At 52.6% G+C, this 16,500-nt stretch carries 17 protein-coding genes and 1 tRNA gene; 7 read left to right on the forward strand and 11 right to left on the reverse strand.

What is annotated here, in order from left to right:
* Positions 1 to 27: 27 nt before the first annotated feature.
* The 3 genes from AURUGA1_RS07675 to AURUGA1_RS07685 are packed head-to-tail and all read right to left on the reverse strand — an operon-like array spanning position 28 to position 3,487.
* Entirely contained in the window at positions 28 to 873 is an 846-nt protein-coding gene (locus AURUGA1_RS07675; RefSeq protein ID WP_114129598.1) for a transglutaminase family protein, read from the reverse strand.
* Positions 870 to 1,799, reverse strand: a complete 930-nt coding sequence (locus tag AURUGA1_RS07680) for an alpha-E domain-containing protein (RefSeq protein ID WP_114129599.1) — start codon at positions 1,797 to 1,799, stop codon at positions 870 to 872. The genes AURUGA1_RS07675 and AURUGA1_RS07680 overlap by 4 nt, the downstream gene beginning before the upstream one ends.
* Entirely contained in the window at positions 1,793 to 3,487 is a 1,695-nt protein-coding gene (locus AURUGA1_RS07685) for a circularly permuted type 2 ATP-grasp protein (RefSeq protein WP_114129600.1), read from the reverse strand. The genes AURUGA1_RS07680 and AURUGA1_RS07685 overlap by 7 nt, the downstream gene beginning before the upstream one ends.
* A gap of 113 nt (positions 3,488 to 3,600) precedes the next feature.
* Between AURUGA1_RS07685 and AURUGA1_RS07690 the strand changes: the two genes are divergently transcribed.
* Complete coding sequence (locus tag AURUGA1_RS07690; RefSeq protein ID WP_114129601.1) at positions 3,601 to 4,179, forward strand: DUF1349 domain-containing protein; 579 nt, start codon at positions 3,601 to 3,603, stop codon at positions 4,177 to 4,179.
* An 18-nt stretch (positions 4,180 to 4,197) separates the two neighbouring features.
* Here the strand turns inward: AURUGA1_RS07690 and AURUGA1_RS07695 are convergent, their stop codons facing one another.
* Genes AURUGA1_RS07695 through AURUGA1_RS07705 form a run of 3 tightly spaced genes read right to left on the reverse strand, consistent with a single transcriptional unit; the run spans position 4,198 to position 5,931 of the window.
* Positions 4,198 to 5,283 (reverse strand): alpha/beta fold hydrolase, encoded by a 1,086-nt coding sequence (locus AURUGA1_RS07695; RefSeq protein WP_114129602.1) that lies wholly within the window; start codon positions 5,281 to 5,283, stop codon positions 4,198 to 4,200.
* Positions 5,284 to 5,332: 49 nt separating this feature from the next.
* Entirely contained in the window at positions 5,333 to 5,524 is a 192-nt protein-coding gene (locus tag AURUGA1_RS08140) for a DUF2256 domain-containing protein (RefSeq protein ID WP_371412359.1), read from the reverse strand.
* A complete protein-coding gene (locus tag AURUGA1_RS07705; RefSeq protein ID WP_114129604.1) occupies positions 5,515 to 5,931 on the reverse strand; it encodes a hypothetical protein in 417 nt (138 codons plus the stop codon). Before AURUGA1_RS07705 ends, AURUGA1_RS08140 begins: the two co-directional genes overlap by 10 nt.
* Positions 5,932 to 6,048: 117 nt before the next feature.
* Between AURUGA1_RS07705 and AURUGA1_RS07710 the strand changes: the two genes are divergently transcribed.
* Both AURUGA1_RS07710 and AURUGA1_RS07715 read left to right on the forward strand, forming a co-directional pair.
* Entirely contained in the window at positions 6,049 to 6,594 is a 546-nt protein-coding gene (locus AURUGA1_RS07710) for a PadR family transcriptional regulator (RefSeq protein WP_240187363.1), read from the forward strand.
* Positions 6,595 to 6,633: 39 nt separating this feature from the next.
* The gene (locus tag AURUGA1_RS07715) at positions 6,634 to 8,328 is read left to right on the forward strand and encodes an AarF/ABC1/UbiB kinase family protein (protein WP_114129765.1); all 1,695 of its coding nucleotides are present in this window, start codon (positions 6,634 to 6,636) and stop codon (positions 8,326 to 8,328) included.
* Here the strand turns inward: AURUGA1_RS07715 and AURUGA1_RS07720 are convergent.
* Positions 8,325 to 9,074, reverse strand: coding sequence for a DUF429 domain-containing protein (locus tag AURUGA1_RS07720; protein ID WP_114129605.1), 750 nt, complete (start codon positions 9,072 to 9,074; stop codon positions 8,325 to 8,327). The genes AURUGA1_RS07715 and AURUGA1_RS07720 overlap by 4 nt on opposite strands.
* Before the next feature lie 97 nt (positions 9,075 to 9,171).
* Here AURUGA1_RS07720 and AURUGA1_RS07725 point away from each other — a divergent pair, with 97 nt between their 5' ends.
* Positions 9,172 to 10,671 (forward strand): APC family permease, encoded by a 1,500-nt coding sequence (locus AURUGA1_RS07725; protein ID WP_114129606.1) that lies wholly within the window; start codon positions 9,172 to 9,174, stop codon positions 10,669 to 10,671.
* An 8-nt stretch (positions 10,672 to 10,679) separates the two neighbouring features.
* Complete coding sequence (locus AURUGA1_RS07730; protein ID WP_114129607.1) at positions 10,680 to 12,011, forward strand: NAD(P)/FAD-dependent oxidoreductase; 1,332 nt, start codon at positions 10,680 to 10,682, stop codon at positions 12,009 to 12,011.
* Here AURUGA1_RS07730 and AURUGA1_RS07735 read toward each other — a convergent pair.
* The 4 genes from AURUGA1_RS07735 to AURUGA1_RS07750 all read right to left on the reverse strand — a co-directional run bounded on the left by AURUGA1_RS07735 (position 12,008) and on the right by AURUGA1_RS07750 (position 15,225).
* Positions 12,008 to 12,940 carry an L-threonylcarbamoyladenylate synthase gene (locus AURUGA1_RS07735; RefSeq protein ID WP_114129608.1) on the reverse strand — a complete coding sequence of 311 codons (933 nt, stop codon included), beginning with the start codon at positions 12,938 to 12,940 and terminating at the stop codon, positions 12,008 to 12,010. The genes AURUGA1_RS07730 and AURUGA1_RS07735 overlap by 4 nt on opposite strands.
* A gap of 20 nt (positions 12,941 to 12,960) precedes the next feature.
* On the reverse strand, positions 12,961 to 13,788 hold the full coding sequence (locus AURUGA1_RS07740) for a DUF6671 family protein (RefSeq protein ID WP_114129609.1): 828 nt from the start codon (positions 13,786 to 13,788) through the stop codon (positions 12,961 to 12,963).
* A gap of 58 nt (positions 13,789 to 13,846) precedes the next feature.
* Positions 13,847 to 15,055, reverse strand: a complete 1,209-nt coding sequence (locus AURUGA1_RS07745) for a serine hydrolase domain-containing protein (RefSeq protein WP_114129610.1) — start codon at positions 15,053 to 15,055, stop codon at positions 13,847 to 13,849.
* Positions 15,056 to 15,152: 97 nt separating this feature from the next.
* Positions 15,153 to 15,225: transfer RNA gene (locus AURUGA1_RS07750), tRNA-Arg, on the reverse strand.
* 103 nt (positions 15,226 to 15,328) lie between these two features.
* On the opposite strand from AURUGA1_RS07750, the gene AURUGA1_RS07755 reads away from it, so the two are divergent.
* Together AURUGA1_RS07755 and AURUGA1_RS07760 are read left to right on the forward strand one after the other, a co-directional pair.
* A complete protein-coding gene (locus AURUGA1_RS07755) occupies positions 15,329 to 16,162 on the forward strand; it encodes an exodeoxyribonuclease III (protein WP_114129611.1) in 834 nt (277 codons plus the stop codon).
* Positions 16,163 to 16,166: 4 nt separating this feature from the next.
* The gene (locus AURUGA1_RS07760) at positions 16,167 to 16,499 is read left to right on the forward strand and encodes a hypothetical protein (RefSeq protein WP_114129612.1); all 333 of its coding nucleotides are present in this window, start codon (positions 16,167 to 16,169) and stop codon (positions 16,497 to 16,499) included.
* Position 16,500 lies beyond the last annotated feature (1 nt).

A 16,500-nucleotide genomic window follows, 5' to 3' on the forward strand; every position in this document is an offset into this window, starting at 1 on the left:
TAGCAGATACCCCGGGGGGTATTATGATTAGGCCTCTCTCGTAATCTCAACTTTTACAAAAACTCCGGAAGCGCTTGCTCCGGCATATACGCCCCTCAAGGGTGAAACGTCTTTATAGTCGCGACCGCGCGCAATAAGCACATGTCGCTCTCCGATGTGCAGCATGTTGGTGGGATCGTAACCAAACCAATCTCCCGTGAACCACTCAACCCAGGCGTGAGATTCCCCCACGATTGTCTCCCCAATCTCCGCATCTGCTTTTGATTGCAAATAGCCAGATACATAGCGTGCAGGAATACCCACGGATCGCAAAGCTCCCAGTGTGACGTGGGCGATGTCTTGGCACACCCCTTTTTTGTTCTCCCAGGCGTGGGCAGCTGTAGTTTGAACGCCGGTAACACCCTTGGTGTATTCAATGTTGTCGTACACAGCTGCTGCAATTGCCATGGCAGTGGCCGCAGGATTGTCATGTTTATCAGCAAGTTCCCGCGCCAGGTCAACAACACCTGCAGGTGGTTGTGTAAGCCTGGTCTGTTCGGTGAATTCCACAAACTTAGTCGTGCTTGATCTAACCATCGCTAGATCATCCCAACTCATATCTGGTGCCTCACGAAGAGAAGGTCGAACCTCAACAACGCTGGTAGCTGTGACAGATAGTTCCGTGTGAGGTGTAAGAACTTCAAATGTGCTGACTTGTGTGCCCCAATAATCAACGTATCCGTGCTGGGCTGCCGCAGGATGAATCTGAAGATTAGCCTGTAAGACAAACTGCTCGTTGCTGTTTACTGGCAACATACGTGCTTCGTTGTAGGAAGCAGTTGCGGGAAGCTCGTAGGAGAACCCAGTGCGGTGAACGATGCGGAGACGACTCATGAGCTTTCTCCAATCCACACCGGTACTGCACTGGTCGGGAAGTACTTCAAGCGAATCTGGTCACTGGCCGCACTGGTGACAACCTGCACTTCTTCCATATGAGCTGGAAGATCATCCATCAGTTCGATAATCGGACGAAATTCAAGTTCACTGCGTATAGCGCCTAACAGACGAAGTGCTTCGTCAACAACCCCCGCACGACCTTCACGTGGATCAATCTCGCGCAAACACTCTTCGGCTTTTGTAACCGAATACAAAATGGAGCGCGGGAACAATCGATCCGTCAGCAAAAATTCAGCTGCATTATGTGTCGAAGGAACTCCACGATACGTACGCAAATATGCTTCATAAGCTCCACAGCTTCGAAGAATGGTCGTCCACGACGGGCCGCTGGCGTCCGTAAGCGACCTTGTCGCCAACAAACGGGCGGTCATATCTGCTCGCTCGAGTGCTCGACCGAGTGTGAAAAATTGCCACGCTTCGTCGTGACTCGTAGCTGAATCTACAATTCCGATAGCAAGGGCTGCCCGCTCGCGAACCCAACGAAAATAATCGTGTGTTTTCTCGGCAGCAAGTTTTTTGGGAATTCGAGCATTGGTACTGTTCAAACACTCCCACAATTCCGTAGACACAATCTCGCGAGCGCGTCGAGCATTTTCTCTTGCAGATGCGATAGCAAAAGCAATAGAGCCAGGATGCTGACGATCTACAGCGAGATCATTGATTACGTCTTCACGAGTGACAAGGTGCCCCAAAGGAACATCGGTACCCATCACGGAGAGCAGTGCGCGGCATGCAGAATCTTCATCGATCCATGGATCTTCCAGAAGTAGCTGCAGGTGGACATCCAAAATTCGGGCTGTGCCGTCTGATCGTTCCACATAGCGACCGATCCAGAACAGAGACTCGGCAATACGGCTTAACATGCATCCACCTCGTCTCGCTTTTGCTGTTGCTGCTCCTGTTGCTGGTGGCGCTTAGTCTCATCATGGTCTTGAGGCAACACCGATGGCAGAGATGCTCTCGATTCATGCGGGGTGGAATATGAGATTTCAGTCTCGGTGGTTTCTTGAGCAGCCTGGTCAGCAACCAAATCAGACACACTGACGTGCTCACGAATGGTTCCCTTGCCGGGGCGTTCTTCAATCGGGCCAACAACCCATGTGTCTTTTGATCCACCCCCCTGACTTGAGTTCACAACAAGTTCACCCTCTGGAAGGGCAACTCGAGTGAGTCCTCCGGGTAGGACAAATACGTCCTCCCCGTTGTTGACAACAAAAGGCCGCAGGTCAGCATGACGAGGTCGAATACCCTCCTCCACCAGAGTGGGAATCGTAGAAAATTGCACTACGGGCTGAGCTATCCATCCTCGCGGATCAGCAATCAGTCGTTTCCTCAGCGCTTCAAGTTCTTCCGGAGAAGCATCAGGCCCGACAACTAATCCCTTTCCACCAGATCCATCGACAGGTTTCACTACCAGTTCATCTAATCGGTCTAGAACTTCCTCGAGCGCCTCCGGCTCTTCGAGGCGCCAGGTATCCACGTTGGGGAGTATGGCTTCTTCCCCGAGATAGTACTTTGTCAGTGCTGGAACGTAGGTGTACACCAACTTATCGTCGGCTACTCCATTGCCGACTGCGTTGGCGATGGTGACATGGCCTAAGCGGGCCGCAAGCAGCATTCCGGGTGAACCCAAAATGGAGTCCGGGCGGAACTGGAGAGGGTCGATGTATTCATCGTCTACTCGACGGTAAATCACATCTACACGCTTGGGACCAGCTGTCGTTCTCATCCATACGCGGCCATTGGAACAAAACAGGTCACGGCCTTCGACCAGTTCAACCCCCATCAGGCGGGCAAGAAGTGTGTGCTCAAAATACGCAGAGTTATAAACACCGGGAGTGAGAACAACAATGGTGGGCTCATCAACTCCCTCTGGCGCAGATGCTTGGAGTGCTTGAAGAAGTTTGTAGGGATAGTCTCCTACTGGACGTACGCTCATCTCCACAAACAACTCAGGCAATGTTTGTGCCATTACTCGTCGATTAGAAATGACATAACTCACGCCTGAGGGAACACGCACATTGTCCTCAAGGACGCGCCAATCTCCCTGCTGATCGCGAATAAGGTCGATACCGGCGACGTGAATGCGGACACCATTTGCGGAACGGATACCTGCAGCTTGGCGGTGGTAGTGACTCGAGCTACTGATGAGCTGTGCCGGGATAATCCCGTCCCTCACGGCATGTTGTGGGCCGTACACATCAGCTAGGAACATCTCAAGAACTTTGACGCGCTGTTGAACACCGCGTTCCACGTTGTTCCAGTCATCTGTTTCGATTACTCGAGGAACTGCATCTAATGGAAAAGGTCTTTCTTCACCCGCGAAGTCAAAAGTCACACCCTGAGCAAGGTAGGAACTTGCAAGAGCTTCCGTGCGGCCACGTAGCTCTTCTTGCGTCATTTGGGCAAGCGCGTTGTAAAGATCTTTGTAGGGAGGACGTGGATTACCTGGTTTGTCTATCTTGGGGAACATTTCATCCCAAGCCGAGGCACCCTTGCGCACTCGGTGAGTTTCCCGAGTGTTTCCGTAACCGTCAAACAGGGTTGCCATCTTCACATCCTGCCCGTCTTTGGTTACAAGAAGATTACAGCGCGAAATGTAATGGTGGAAAGAGTGTCTGCAGGCTTCTTCTGAATTGGGAACTAACTCACTAGCGTGGAATCATGAAAGTTGCTGACATTTCCCAGGGAACATGGCTGAACGAACCCGAGATGGTGAAGGCCTCAGCAGAGGGTTTGTTCGTGACCGCGAAAAATCACAGCGACTTTTGGCGCACCACCTCATATGGGTTTATTCACAACTCAGGGCATGCTCTGCTCAACGAATTTCCACAGAATACGTCAGTGGAAGCGAGCTGGGTTTTAGATTATGACCAACAGTTTGACCAGGCAGGATTGATGATCTGGTCGGATGAAGAGAACTGGATTAAAGCAGGGGTTGAATATGCCGACGGCGCACCGCAGCTCGGTGCCGTCGTCACGCGAGAAGTATCAGACTGGTCCGTTGCTCCGGTAACGGACTGGATGCACAAAGAGGTGCACCTGCGCATGAGTAGACAAGATGATGCCCTCACAATTCGTGCACGTTGTGCTGGACCCTGGCAATTGGTCAGAGTTGCACCATTAGATCCTCAGCGCTCCTGGCAAGCCGGTCTGCACCTTGCTAGTCCAACTCGTTCAGGCTTAACCGTCAGATTTACTTCTCGTGCGGTTGGGCCTAGGGATGCTTCACTGCACGATTAGATCTCTGGAGATACCTCTTTAGAACTTGGAGTCCAGCCACGTTCGCGCTTCATCAATTGATGCCTGCGGTAGTGAGAAGTGATCATCGTTGGGATAGGTCGACGACGTAATATCGCCACCAAGCGCTGTGATGGCATCGATGTAGCCGAGCTGCCACGGCAGCGGGCATGGACCGTTAGGGTCCTGCCCATCAATCAAGACGAGGATGGGGCACACTGGCTTCTTTTGTGCGGCGGAAGCCTCCTCAAATGCGGCGAGCCAGGTTGGAAGTTTTTCTTTGTTGACCTGAATCATTGCACCGCTGAGGTGGAAATTCCGGGTGAGGATGTCGCTGAAGTGATGCACAGGAGCGGTGTTCCAGTTCTCTTCAAACATCTTGATACCCAGCGGGGTAAAGACATCTTCGAGAGAAAGTCTGTCGGGAAATGCCGCAGGCATCGCTCCCAAAATCATGAATAAGTGTCCATCAGGTGGGGTGGGTGTACCTGATCCGGCAAGAGCTGAGCCGATGCCAGGAAGCTTGAGTGCGATGGACGGTACACCAGGTGACATTCCTACGGCGCCAACAATTTCCAGATCGCCATAGTCTGCAGCATCCAATTCAGCCGCAGCGAGCGCACCGCCACCTTGAGACCAGCCGACCAGTCCAAACTTGGTTCCCGCGCCGACGGGAAGTTCCCTCGCTGCCTTCACGATGTTCACTGCATCCAAGGCATTGGTTCGGTTCACGGTGTACTGGTGAATTCCTGGTGTGCCCTGTCCTTGGTAGTCAGTCGCAACGACAACCCAGCCTTCATCAATGAACTTCTGTTGACCGGGTACTCCGTAATCAATAGAGGTGACAGAACCCGATTCAAAGTACAGCGTGAGTTCCCTGGCAGGGTCTGGTTGTGCTGAAGGGCACGCCGCATCTCCCATACCGGTGGTGCCATGGGCCCACGTCATGACCTTACGGTTTTCTCCCGGAGCAGCTGGGGCAACAACGATGCCCGTGGACTCGGTGGCGTTACCGTGCAGGTCTCCGGAGCGATAACGGATGCGATAGGCCTGAGCTCCTGCAATCGAGGTATCAATCTTCTCGTGGTGGACTAAAACAGTGCTCATGATTGCCTTCCTTGACGATTGCTTCAGTATATGAAGGGGTTGCTGAAAGCTATCTGCCTGACTTGCACTTCTGCGAGCAATACTTCACGTTCTCCCAATCTCGCGCCCACTTCTTTCGCCATTCGAAAGGCAAACCACAACGCTCACACACTTTGGGGGCGAAGCCGTTCTTGGTTTGTGCAGTGCGCATCACACCTCTAACCCAATCAGAAAAATGAAAAGTGGTGTGATTTATTGGCATACCTGATCAAGAAGTTGGCCGGCAGACCGAGCAGCTTCTTTCGTATCAATGATGGCGGGATCATCAACCCCACCACCGTTTTCGATTGACTGTTGTAAATCATTCAAGAAGGCAGTGAAAGATTCAGCCACTTGTCTGGTTGCATCAGTAAAGCTGGCATCCTCTGAATTGATTGCTCGCAAGGATTGAAGTGCCGAGCGTGAAATGTCTAGATGTTCTTGTGCGTTGGAAGGATCGTCCTGAGCTAAGCCAATCCCCTCCGCTAATTGGCTGGTGATTCCCGATAGGGAAGCGCAAGATTCTTCGAGGGATAAACCTGCGGGCTCCGGCGCAGCCGAACAGCCCGCTAGTAGTGCAACGACAGGAACGAATGTGGTCAGAGCGCAAACCGTTTTGGGTGAGTTCATGAATGGCAAATTACTCCTAATGGTGAGGGATTCATAGTTTTTTCACAGCGAACAGTCAGCACTGGGTGGGCTAAACGATATATCGTTAGGTGTTCGAAAGAAACAAAGGAGAGCAACGTGAAAGACACTTGGACTAAGAATTCCGGCGCAGACTGGTCACTTTCTTCCGCGTTGCAAACCCTCGAAGACCTCGGTGGGCAGTTCAAGCGCAACGTTGATATGCGTATGAAGCGTGGCGACGTACGTTCTGCTGTCCTGAGACTGTTGAACGAATCACCGATGCACGGCTACCAAATCATGAACGAGATTGAGACTCGGAGCGGTGGTGCCTGGAAGCCCAGCCCTGGTTCTGTTTACCCCACCCTCCAGCTCCTCGTCGATGAGGGATTACTTGAGGTCAAGGAAACCAAGGGTCGTCGAACATACTCCCTGACCAAAGAAGGCGCAGATGTTGCCGCCGCCGAAGCTGAATCCCCAGCACCCTGGGAGACCGGGTTTGATCGCCCTGCAGGCCCTCGTGGCTCTCTGGCACGAGCCGGCGTTAGTGTCGCAAAAGCAGCTGCAGATGTTGCCCGATTAGGCAATTCTGCCCAGATGGAGGAGGCAACTGCACTCCTCGAGGAAACTGCGAAAAAACTTTTCGCCATTGTGTCGCACAATTAAGGGGTGGGTACCCCAAGCACAGGCGTCGCCAGCGTGCAGATGACTGCACGACAATCACGAGCGCGCTATCGCAGAATTCTTCGCTTTGCCGCCAGGCATTTAGCTTCGCTGTGGTGGTATGAACTGGTTCTGCCCAGGCTGGGTCTGGTTAGTGTTGCTAACCGCACCCGGACCAACAGGCTCAAAAACATCGCGCGCAGCTTCCAAAAGCTGGCCCTAGATCTCAGCGGCTTACTGATCAAGCTGGGGCAATTCATGTCCACGCGCCTCGATGTCTTACCGCCTGTCATAACCAAAGAGCTCGAAGGGCTGCAGGACGAAGTTCCTGCTGTGCCCTTTGACCTCATTCGTGCCCTAGCGGAGAAAGAACTCGGCATGCCACTGGAGAGCATCTACAGTGCCGTTGATCCTGAACCCTTGGCAGCTGCATCACTGGGGCAAGTTCACCGAGCGACACTGTCTACTCAGGATGCCGAAGACACAGGAATTCTCAATGTCATTTTAAAAATTCAAAGGCCGGGAATTGATCAAATCGTTGAGGTTGACCTCAGTGCACTGCGGAGGGTAGCTGGATGGCTTAGCAGAATCAGTCTGGTCAACAAGCGTGCTGACGCACCTGCGCTGATGGATGAGTTTGCGCAGACCTGCCTAGAAGAAATCGACTACCTCAACGAGGCAGCTAATGCTGAGCGCTTCGCGGAGAACTTTGCTGACAACCCTCGCGTTCGCGTACCTCAGGTGGTGTGGGAACGATCAACACGTCGGGTGCTTACCCAAGAAGACGTTACCAACATCAAAATCACCGACCTCGATGCGCTCACTGCAGCTGGAATCAAGCCCGAAGCTGTAGCTAATGAGTTTGCCGCCATCATGTTTGACCAAGTATTCATTCACGGCTTCTTCCACGCTGACCCACACCCTGGCAACATCTTCATTCAGCCTCTGGCAGAGCCTGATGAAAACGGCCTGACATGGAGAATGACCTTTATCGACTTCGGCATGATGGGTGAAGTCCCCAGCAGTCTTGGTCGCGCACTGCGGACAACCGTCATTGCTGCTGCCTCTCGAAACGGCGCAGGCATGGTGGAAGGAATGCGAGAAATTGGTGTTCTCATGCCTTCAGCCGACACCGTCGAACTTGAGCGTGCACTCACCAAAGTATTTGACCGTTTCGGTGGAGTGAGCTTCGTCGAACTTCAAACTATTGACCCCAGAGAATTCAAAGCCTTCGTCAATGAGTTTTCTGAGATTGTGCGCGCACTTCCATTCCAGTTCCCAGAAAACTTCTTACTCGTCATTCGAGCAATCTCGCTCACCTCTGGGGTGTGTAGCTCGGTCAATCCCCAGTTCAACATTTGGAACGCTATCGAGCCCTATTCAGCCAAGCTCATCCGGGCTGAGGGTGGGAATGTGGTTCAGTCATTCCTTCGCGACGGGCTGAGCTCACTTGCCCTGCTAGCTCGGTTGCCTAAAAGTGTGGATTCGCTCATCACTCGAGCAGAACTTGGGCAACTCACGTTGAGAAATCCTGAGCTAGAAAAGAGAACATCTGCTTTGAACCGGGCCGTGCGCAGAGTCGTTTCCGCCGTGATCTTCGGTGTCTTCTTTATTGGTGGGCTGATGGTGATAGAAAGAGATGAAACTCTTGGCACCATCTTGATGATTACTTCAGCGCTACCACTTTTGCATGCGCTGTTTGCGGACGTGATTGCTCGACGAGGTCCGCTACCTTAATCGCTGTCCTGCACCACAGAAGCAAGAGTGCCCTGAGGAAGAGAAATCCATCCTTCAGCGTGTGCGAGCTCTCGCTGCTGCGGTGAAGGCGTGAGATACCTCCCCGTTGCTACTGCGCGAGTTGTGAGCGCTGCAATCACTGCATCAAAGGCGTCACACGATTTCACCATCACTGTCTTGTGGCCTCCCAGATCGAGCCACGGCGCCTCGTCACAAATGAGATTGAGAAGTTCTTCGCGTTTTAGCTCAGAGACTCGGTAGCCGGTCGTATCGAAACCCCACAGCCTCAGAGCTGCTCCGGGATAAACCTCCGCGACTAACCCTTCGCCGGCGCGATCAATTGTGATCCCCGATGCAGACACCTTGGACAGTAGACCCGAACACCTCATTGCGGTGAGACCGAGTCGATCCGTCGAGACACTCAGCGGCCACCGTCCAGTAATGGCATGAACGTGACGATCGGTCTCCCGATATGCCAATCGTCTGCGCCAATCCATTCCACCGTCAAAATCTTGCTGCTTCTCGTGCAGTGCCTGCTGCTCCGTGAGAAATTGGATAAATTCTTTCGGCCAACCAAGCGCACAATCAATGCCCATTTTGTTCACTCGGCCTGCGATATCAACAATGACGTCATCGCTTACCCCGAGATGCACCTCGCGGATCACAGCGGTTCCGGCGGACCATTCGATCACAGCGACTGCGGTACCCTTGGGCTCCGCAGCAAGGTCAACACCGGCAGTAAACATGAAGTAAGCCTATTCACCTAGCGTCACAGAAGTTTATGGCTAGCTCCAATTGATTCGGTTAGCATGATGACATCTGCAGCGTTGGAGAGGACACCCCATGAGCGCACCCACACAGGCACCACCTTCTGGCAAAGGCCTCCAGGCGAATACTCTCGGAGTTTTCGGATCTACTGTCATTGGTCTTGCCTCCACTGCGCCACTGTATTCACTGGCGGCGACACTGGGCTACGTGGTTCTTGCCGTAGGAGCACAAGCTCCCTTGGTATTCATCATTGCTGCAATCCCCATGATTTTTGCTGCGTTTGCCTATCAGGAACTCAACCGAGAAATGCCGGACTGCGGCACGACTTTCGTGTGGGGCACCAAAGCCTTCGGTCCGGTTACTGGGTGGATCGGCGGCTGGGCATTGGCTGTTGCCAGCGTGATGGTGTTGGCGAATGTGAGCGAGGTTACCGCGATTTACTTCTGGTACCTCGTGGGTAACCCTGGATTCGCAGAAGATCCCGTCATTGTTGTCTGGACGGCAGTGGCATTCATCGCTCTGATGACATTTATCAGTGTGCTGGGCCTGCAAGTCGGCGAGCGCATGCAAACCGTTCTCATGATCTTTCAGATGGGGCTCTTGGTTGCCTTTGGAGTTCTTGCATTTATCAACGCCACCTCTGGAGCAAATGCGGACTCCGTGAACTTTTCCTGGTCATGGTTCAACCCAGCTGAGCTGGGTTCCTGGTCCGGATTCATGCAGGCAGTGTTACTTGCACTATTCATCTACTGGGGTTGGGACACTTGCCTAGCACTCAACGAAGAGACGCGTAATCCGAAGAAGACTCCTGGTCGCGCTGCCTTGATGACCATCGTCATTCTCATCGTTGTCTATGTAGGCGTCACCGTCGCTGTCATGATGTTTTCTGGTTTTGGAGAAAGCGGCTTTGGTTTAGCAAACCCTGACAACCTCGATGATGTGTTCACAGTTCTTCGAGACATCTTCTTTGGGCAGTGGGGATGGTTGCTCATCCTGGCTGTCATGATCTCTGCAGCCTCGTCAACGCAAACAACTATCTTGCCGACAGCACGTGGGACATTGTCCATGGCTGTCTATAAGGCACTGCCTGCAAAGTTTGCACAAATTCACCCCCGCTTCAAAACCCCCTGGTTCTCCACCGTGGTCATGGGTGTGGCAGCCATCGGCTACTACGTTGTGATGTCATTCCTCTCAACAGACATGCTCGCTGACTCACTGTCTTCGATGGGTCTTGCCATTGCCTTCTACTACGCCATCACCAGCTTCTCCTCGTTCTGGTATTTCCGGAAAACACTGCGCGAGAGTGCACGCAACCTCTGGATGCGTGGCATTTTCCCAGTGCTAGGTGGACTGCTGTTGACATACGCATTCATTCAGTCCGCGTTTGACATGATCAATGTGGATTACGGCTACACCGTCCTGTTAGGTGTTGGTGGTTCCTTCGTCATTGGTGTTGGTGCCATCTTGCTCGGCTTTGTATTGATGGGCCTCTGGGGGCTTCGTCCCGGATCAAAGCCCTTCTTCCGCCGCGAAAGCCTCAACAGGGAAACCCCTGTTCTTGTTCCTGACGTGTGAGAAATGCAATGAGTTCTCACGTCAACACACTCGTTATTGGTGCAGGAGTTTCTGGGCTCACGGCATCACGCCTGTTGCAACAACAGGGCAACTCTGTCATCGTGCTTGAGGCGCGAGACCGACTTGGTGGCAGGCTCCATTCCGAGCATCGTGATGGCTACGTCACAGATCTAGGGGCGTCCTGGATTCATGGCATCGATGACAGTCCTGTTGAGCGCATGTGTGCTGCGCTGGGGATGCCCATGATCGAATTCACGGTAGGGAGCTTCCAGCCAGATGGAAGACCTATTGTGTACTTCGATCCTGAAGGAAAGCGCCTCAGTACGGAACACGCACGTGCTTTCACCCAAGACATTCACTTTTTCGACACCGTGCTCGCTGGAGTCATCGAGACCATCCCCTCGGGTAGTTCTTATGCCCAAGCAGTCGATCGTGCTCTAGAGACAATCGGGTGGGATAAGGAGCGCTCTGAGCGTGTGCGCGAATACATGCAGCACCGAACTGAAGAACAAGATGGTGCCCACTTCACTCTTATCGATGCGCATGGTCTGGATAACGAGGAGGTTGACGGCGACGAAGTCGTTTTCCCCGAAGGGTATGATGCCCTCGCTCATGGCTTGGCTGCTGATATTGATGTGAGATTAAGCCATGTGGTCTCTGGCGTGACCTGGAGCGGTGATGGCGTTATCGTTCACAGCGATCAGGGTGACTACAGTGCTGATCAGGTCATCATCACAGTTCCCATCGGAGTAATCCAGTCTGAGGACTTCCGCATTCAGCCTGCGCTTCCTCATGAAGTTCACAATGCGGTGAACAGTTTCCGAATGAATAATTTTGAAAAAGTCATTCTTCGTTACGATGCCAAGTTCTGGGACGAGGGCATTTATGCCTTCCGCAGGCAAGGTGCTGCAGGCGACTGGTGGCACTCTTGGTATGACCTCACCAGCTTGCATGGCACTCCAGCACTATTGACTTTTGCTGCAGGGCCGTGCGCCATTGAGACGCGAAACCTCTCAGATACCGAGGTAACTGGTCTGATCACCAATTCATTGCGAGAAATCTATGGTGAGGACGTTCCACTTCCTCACACAATTCACCGCACGGCCTGGAAAGACGATCCTTTTGCACGAGGGGCTTATTCCTATTTGACCGTGGGCGCTGACACCTCAGAACACGACATCCTTGCAACACCAGTTGGAGGTGTTCTTCACATAGCTGGCGAGGCCACCTGGCGTGATGACCCAGCAACTGTCACCGCAGCACTGATGTCCGGACACAGGGCTGCACAGAATGTTCTAGGTAAGCAGATCGACATCAGCGATCTGTGGTCTGGTCTTTAGAAGCTGGCCCGTCTCAACCGATCGACGATAGCGACCGCAATATCGTCACCATCTGGAGTGATGGCCACAACTCGTGAAAGACCTAACTCATCAGCTTTTCTCAAGGCCGCGTAAAGCTGCTTGGCATAGTCAGCTGTGGTTTTAGGTGCTGCAAGGCGCACGACTCCCTCTTCAGTTGCCTCAGTGCTCAGCGCAATGAGTCCATCTCCAGGCAGAGCCTTTTCATTCAACACAACAGTGGCCCGTGGGGCGTAGTGAGAATCCAATGATCCACTCACCCGAATGGTTGTGTCAGCGTCCTTTACTCGCAATCCGGTTGAGCGCTCAATCATCTCTGCGGTGATGGCACCGGGGCGAAGAATGCGTGGGGCTTCAGCTGTGCAGTCAATGATGGTGGATTCAATTCCCACCTCAGATTGCTCCCCGTCGAGAACAATGTCTGAGAAGTCAAGATATTCATTCAGTTCTTCTCTCACCGCAGCAGCGGTCGTGGGAGAGACTTTTCCAAACCGGTTTGCACTCGGTGCTGCAACTCCAAAACCCCCGAGCCGTTCAAACTCAGCCAGCAGATTTTGAGCAATCTCATTACTCGGAACTCTTAATCCCACGGTGTCTTGGCCACCGGTAACACAATCGCCTGCTCGAGAAGAACGAGAAAAGATGAGCGTCATCGGGCCAGGCCAGAAATCGTGGGCGAGGGTGCGTGCATAGTCAGGAACTTCACGAGCCCATTGATCCACCACCTCCGCTGTACTGATGTGCACAATCAATGGGTGATCTGCTGGGCGGCCTTTGGCCCGGTAGATTCTGGCAACTGCTTCAGGATTTTCTGCGTCAGCACCGAGGCCGTACACGGTCTCGGTGGGAAACGCCACGAGCCACCCCTGCTTCAGCGCAGCAGCAGCTTGGACAATCTCAGCAGAAGTCACATTTAATCCTGGGTGAAGCTCTAGGGGTTACAGAAATCGCAGCGGGCAGGATCAATACTGTCTTGTCCACGTGAGATAACTTCAGAATAGTCACAGGCAACGCAACCAAACTTTTCCGAGTGAGGTACAGAAGCAACAAGCTGCCCGCAACCACTGCAGGGCAGTCCAAATTCATAGCCAACTTTGCCCCAGCCAATTTCATTGCAGCTAAGGCACGTGGTGGATATCCGTTTCACAAGTTTCTCTGCGCACGCGCTGATGTTCTTCTGGCGTGAAGGCGAGCTCATCGCACGAAAATCACTCTCCACGCGAATGTTTTCAACCGGACTGCTCAGTAATTTTCTTAACTCAGCAACAAAAATTTCTGGATCATGAATCCCTTTGTGGATGACCGTTTCGTTATCTTGGCTAAACAGTATGTTTGCTCCGTGAGTGGGTAAATCAAGACGTGTGACTAGGAGTTCGAGATCTGTCTGTTCATTCACAACTTCTTTGTGTGCACGAATTTCGGCAGAAAGATAACTTTCTACGATGACAAAATCTTTACTCACACACACCAAAGCTAATAGTTCATGGTCAGAGGTGACCCAGGGCATCTGGGGGTGGGAGCCGATGCTTCCTTCACTGGCAAGGCCGTAGTCCGTGCCCAAAAATTCTGCACCGGCGCGTGCCTTGGCGATAGCGGCATCACGAGGGCTGAGGGTGCGAGGGATCTCACCACTGAAAGTTCCGAACTCATCGGTATCAATCTCTGCCAGGGTAAGGCCCCAGTCTGGAAGACATGCAAAGGCAGGTGCAATTTGAGCAAGTTTGCCGTGCTTAGTTGCCAGCGCAATGGTGGAAGCCATAAAAATCAGGCTAAGGGGAAAGGGTGAAAAAACTCTGAAAATGAGTTGGGGTCAATCCCTACCCGATTACTTTTTTGAGAGCGTCAATAAGTTTGGGTGCGCGATGGTCATCAGTGAGCTCCATTCGGTTAGTGATGTATCCAAAACCAACCCGATTGATGGGATCTGCAAAGCCAACCTGACCACCAGCCCCGTCATGCCCGAAGCTCTTGGGCGTCAAAAATGTGCGTCTTTCTGAATTCAACATAAAGCCCACGCCCCATCTGGGGTGGGGAGGAATTTCACTCGAGAAAACAGCAGGGCCTTCAGATTGAACTGTGGTTGCCGCCGCAATAACGTCATCGTTGAGCAATCGCAACCCGTCCGTCTCCACAACTGTTGAAGACCAGATGCTTGCCAATGCACGTGCGGTGGCGATTCCTCCCCCGCCAGGAATCTGTGCCATCTGAATTCGAGGGTCATTAAAGTCAGGTTTATCTGATGAAACCAAACCAGATAGGGCACCACCGAGAGTCATCGCGCGGTCCATCCACTGCTGGTCAGTGAATTGATCAGACACTGGACCGCCGACAGTTGGGCTTGGTACAACAGTGGGCTCATTTTCAGGGATCAATACCTGCAAATGTGCTGGGGTACCAATATGGTCAGCTGGTAAGCCAATCCAAGCCTCTGCGCCAAGAGGCTTCGCTAAGACTTCTTGAAAATAATCCCCGACATTGACACCAGTAATTCGGCGGATGACTTCTCCGTTGAGCCACCCATGTGTCAACGCGTGATATCCCCAGCCAGCACCAGGTGTCCATATTGGCTCCTGTTCTTGGAGAACTCGAACCATAGTTTCCCAGTTGATGACATCTTCAAACGTAAGATCTCGCCGAGGCGCTGAAAGGCCAGCTCGATGAGAAAGAAGGTGCCTGATAAGCGTGTGTTCTTTTCCTGCAACCCCAAATTCTGGCCAATACGTAGTGACCTGTGCGTCGTAGTCAAGACGACCCTCGCTCACAAGGTGGGCAGCAAGAATAGAAACAAGGCCTTTGGTACACGAAAAAATTGTGCTGGGTGTCGAGGCTTCCCACACACGTCCATCTCGTTTATCGGCAACGCCGCCCCAGAGATCAATCACAATGTGGCCGTCTACACGAACTGCTAACGCTGCACCGCTGTACTGGTCATGCAGAGTGGAGCCAAAAACATCAGCAACGCGCTCAAAACCGGGAGCTACATATCCTTGTGGTGTGTGTCCAGCAAAGGATGAAGTTGTGTTCATACTGCGGGTCATCTCCCCATTGTGGCCTAGCCATTCGTCCACAGCCAGAGTGAAACAAAAAACGGAACATCTCCCAGAAGAAACGTTCCGTTACTTGTGCGCCCGGAGGGATTCGAACCCCCAACCTTCTGATCCGTAGTCAGATGCTCTATCCGTTGAGCTACGGGCGCAGTGTTGAAAACCAACTGAGCAAGCATAGCAGGGCATGCGCTGAGCTAGAAAATCGCGTGTAATTGGCAAATCCTTGTTGAGTCCATTCGATACCTTAGAGATATGCGCATCGCCACCTGGAACGTGAACTCTATTCGAGCTCGTGTTGAGCGTGTAACGGACTACCTTGTTCGTGAGGACATTGATGTTCTGTGCATGCAAGAGATTAAGTGTCGAGACAACCAATTCCCCTTCGATGCCTTCACTGCAGCCGGTTATGAGGTTGTTCTCCACGGTTTGAACCAGTGGAATGGGGTTGCCATCGCCTCTCGTCTGCCACTCGAGGATGTGCAGATAACTTTTCCTTCACAGCCTGGTTTTGGTGAACCGGACGCTGACGGCAAAGCTCCGTTAGAAGCGCGTGCGATTGCCGCCACCGTTGACGGTGTGCGCTTGTGGAGTTTGTATGTTCCTAATGGCCGTGAGCTTGACCACCCGCACTACTCCTACAAACTGGAGTGGCTCCGTGGTCTCGCTCGTGACACTGCCGGCTGGTTGGCAGACTCCCCTGATTTGCCACTGGCATTACTGGGTGACTGGAATGTTGTTCCCTATGACCACGACGTGTGGGACATCGCTGAGTTTGCTGGAAGCACTCACGTCTCTCCTCCAGAGCGGGAAGCTTTCTTTGCCTTTGAGACAGTTGGGCTCAGAGATGTTGTTCGTCCCTTAATTCCTGAGGGTTATACCTATTGGGATTACAAGCAACTGCGCTTCCCCCGCAACGAAGGCATGCGGATTGATTTCATCCTGGGATCTCCAGCTTTCGCCGACATGGTTGACAGTGCTCATATTGATCGTGACGAACGAAAAGGCGATGGTCCTAGCGACCACGTTCCTGTCGTGATTGACTTAGTGCGCGACGGCGACGAAGACGACCGCCCCATGATTTGGTAAAGATATGACTGCAACTAAAGGATCAAACATCACCAGCATTGTGTTGCTGGTCGTAGCTGTGCTCAGCGACCTGGTCCTTTTTGTTCCTGCGCTGATGCTGGCGATGGTCAGCGATAACTGCGGGCCAGATAGCTGCAACATGGCAGTATTCACTTTGGGCTACTACATCGCCGTTGCCGGTCCAACCTTGGTCACAATTACCGGAATTGTCTTCACTGTGCGACAGCTCATAAAGAAACAAGATGCCGTTACCTATGCACTCATTGGCTTAGGCGGAACGTACGGGGCTTTCATGCTTGGGTTAGCAATCACCTTTATTACAGTCTCGCTTAAGTAAA

It is taken from the genome of Aurantimicrobium sp. MWH-Uga1 (assembly GCF_003325955.1).
In the GTDB taxonomy this organism is placed as follows: Bacteria; Actinomycetota; Actinomycetes; order Actinomycetales; family Microbacteriaceae; genus Aurantimicrobium.

Coding starts and splice junctions, on each gene's coding strand:
- AURUGA1_RS07675 (WP_114129598.1), bottom strand. CDS start 873: ATGAGTCGTCTCCGCATCGTTCACCGCACTGGGTTCTCCTACGAGCTT.
- AURUGA1_RS07680 (WP_114129599.1), bottom strand. CDS start 1,799: ATGTTAAGCCGTATTGCCGAGTCTCTGTTCTGGATCGGTCGCTATGTG.
- AURUGA1_RS07685 (WP_114129600.1), bottom strand. CDS start 3,487: ATGGCAACCCTGTTTGACGGTTACGGAAACACTCGGGAAACTCACCGA.
- AURUGA1_RS07690 (WP_114129601.1), top strand. CDS start 3,601: ATGAAAGTTGCTGACATTTCCCAGGGAACATGGCTGAACGAACCCGAG.
- AURUGA1_RS07695 (WP_114129602.1), bottom strand. CDS start 5,283: ATGAGCACTGTTTTAGTCCACCACGAGAAGATTGATACCTCGATTGCA.
- AURUGA1_RS08140 (WP_371412359.1), bottom strand. CDS start 5,524: ATGCCAATAAATCACACCACTTTTCATTTTTCTGATTGGGTTAGAGGT.
- AURUGA1_RS07705 (WP_114129604.1), bottom strand. CDS start 5,931: ATGAACTCACCCAAAACGGTTTGCGCTCTGACCACATTCGTTCCTGTC.
- AURUGA1_RS07715 (WP_114129765.1), top strand. CDS start 6,634: ATGACTGCACGACAATCACGAGCGCGCTATCGCAGAATTCTTCGCTTT.
- AURUGA1_RS07720 (WP_114129605.1), bottom strand. CDS start 9,074: ATGTTTACTGCCGGTGTTGACCTTGCTGCGGAGCCCAAGGGTACCGCA.
- AURUGA1_RS07725 (WP_114129606.1), top strand. CDS start 9,172: ATGAGCGCACCCACACAGGCACCACCTTCTGGCAAAGGCCTCCAGGCG.
- AURUGA1_RS07730 (WP_114129607.1), top strand. CDS start 10,680: ATGAGTTCTCACGTCAACACACTCGTTATTGGTGCAGGAGTTTCTGGG.
- AURUGA1_RS07740 (WP_114129609.1), bottom strand. CDS start 13,788: ATGGCTTCCACCATTGCGCTGGCAACTAAGCACGGCAAACTTGCTCAA.
- AURUGA1_RS07745 (WP_114129610.1), bottom strand. CDS start 15,055: ATGAACACAACTTCATCCTTTGCTGGACACACACCACAAGGATATGTA.
- AURUGA1_RS07755 (WP_114129611.1), top strand. CDS start 15,329: ATGCGCATCGCCACCTGGAACGTGAACTCTATTCGAGCTCGTGTTGAG.
- AURUGA1_RS07760 (WP_114129612.1), top strand. CDS start 16,167: ATGACTGCAACTAAAGGATCAAACATCACCAGCATTGTGTTGCTGGTC.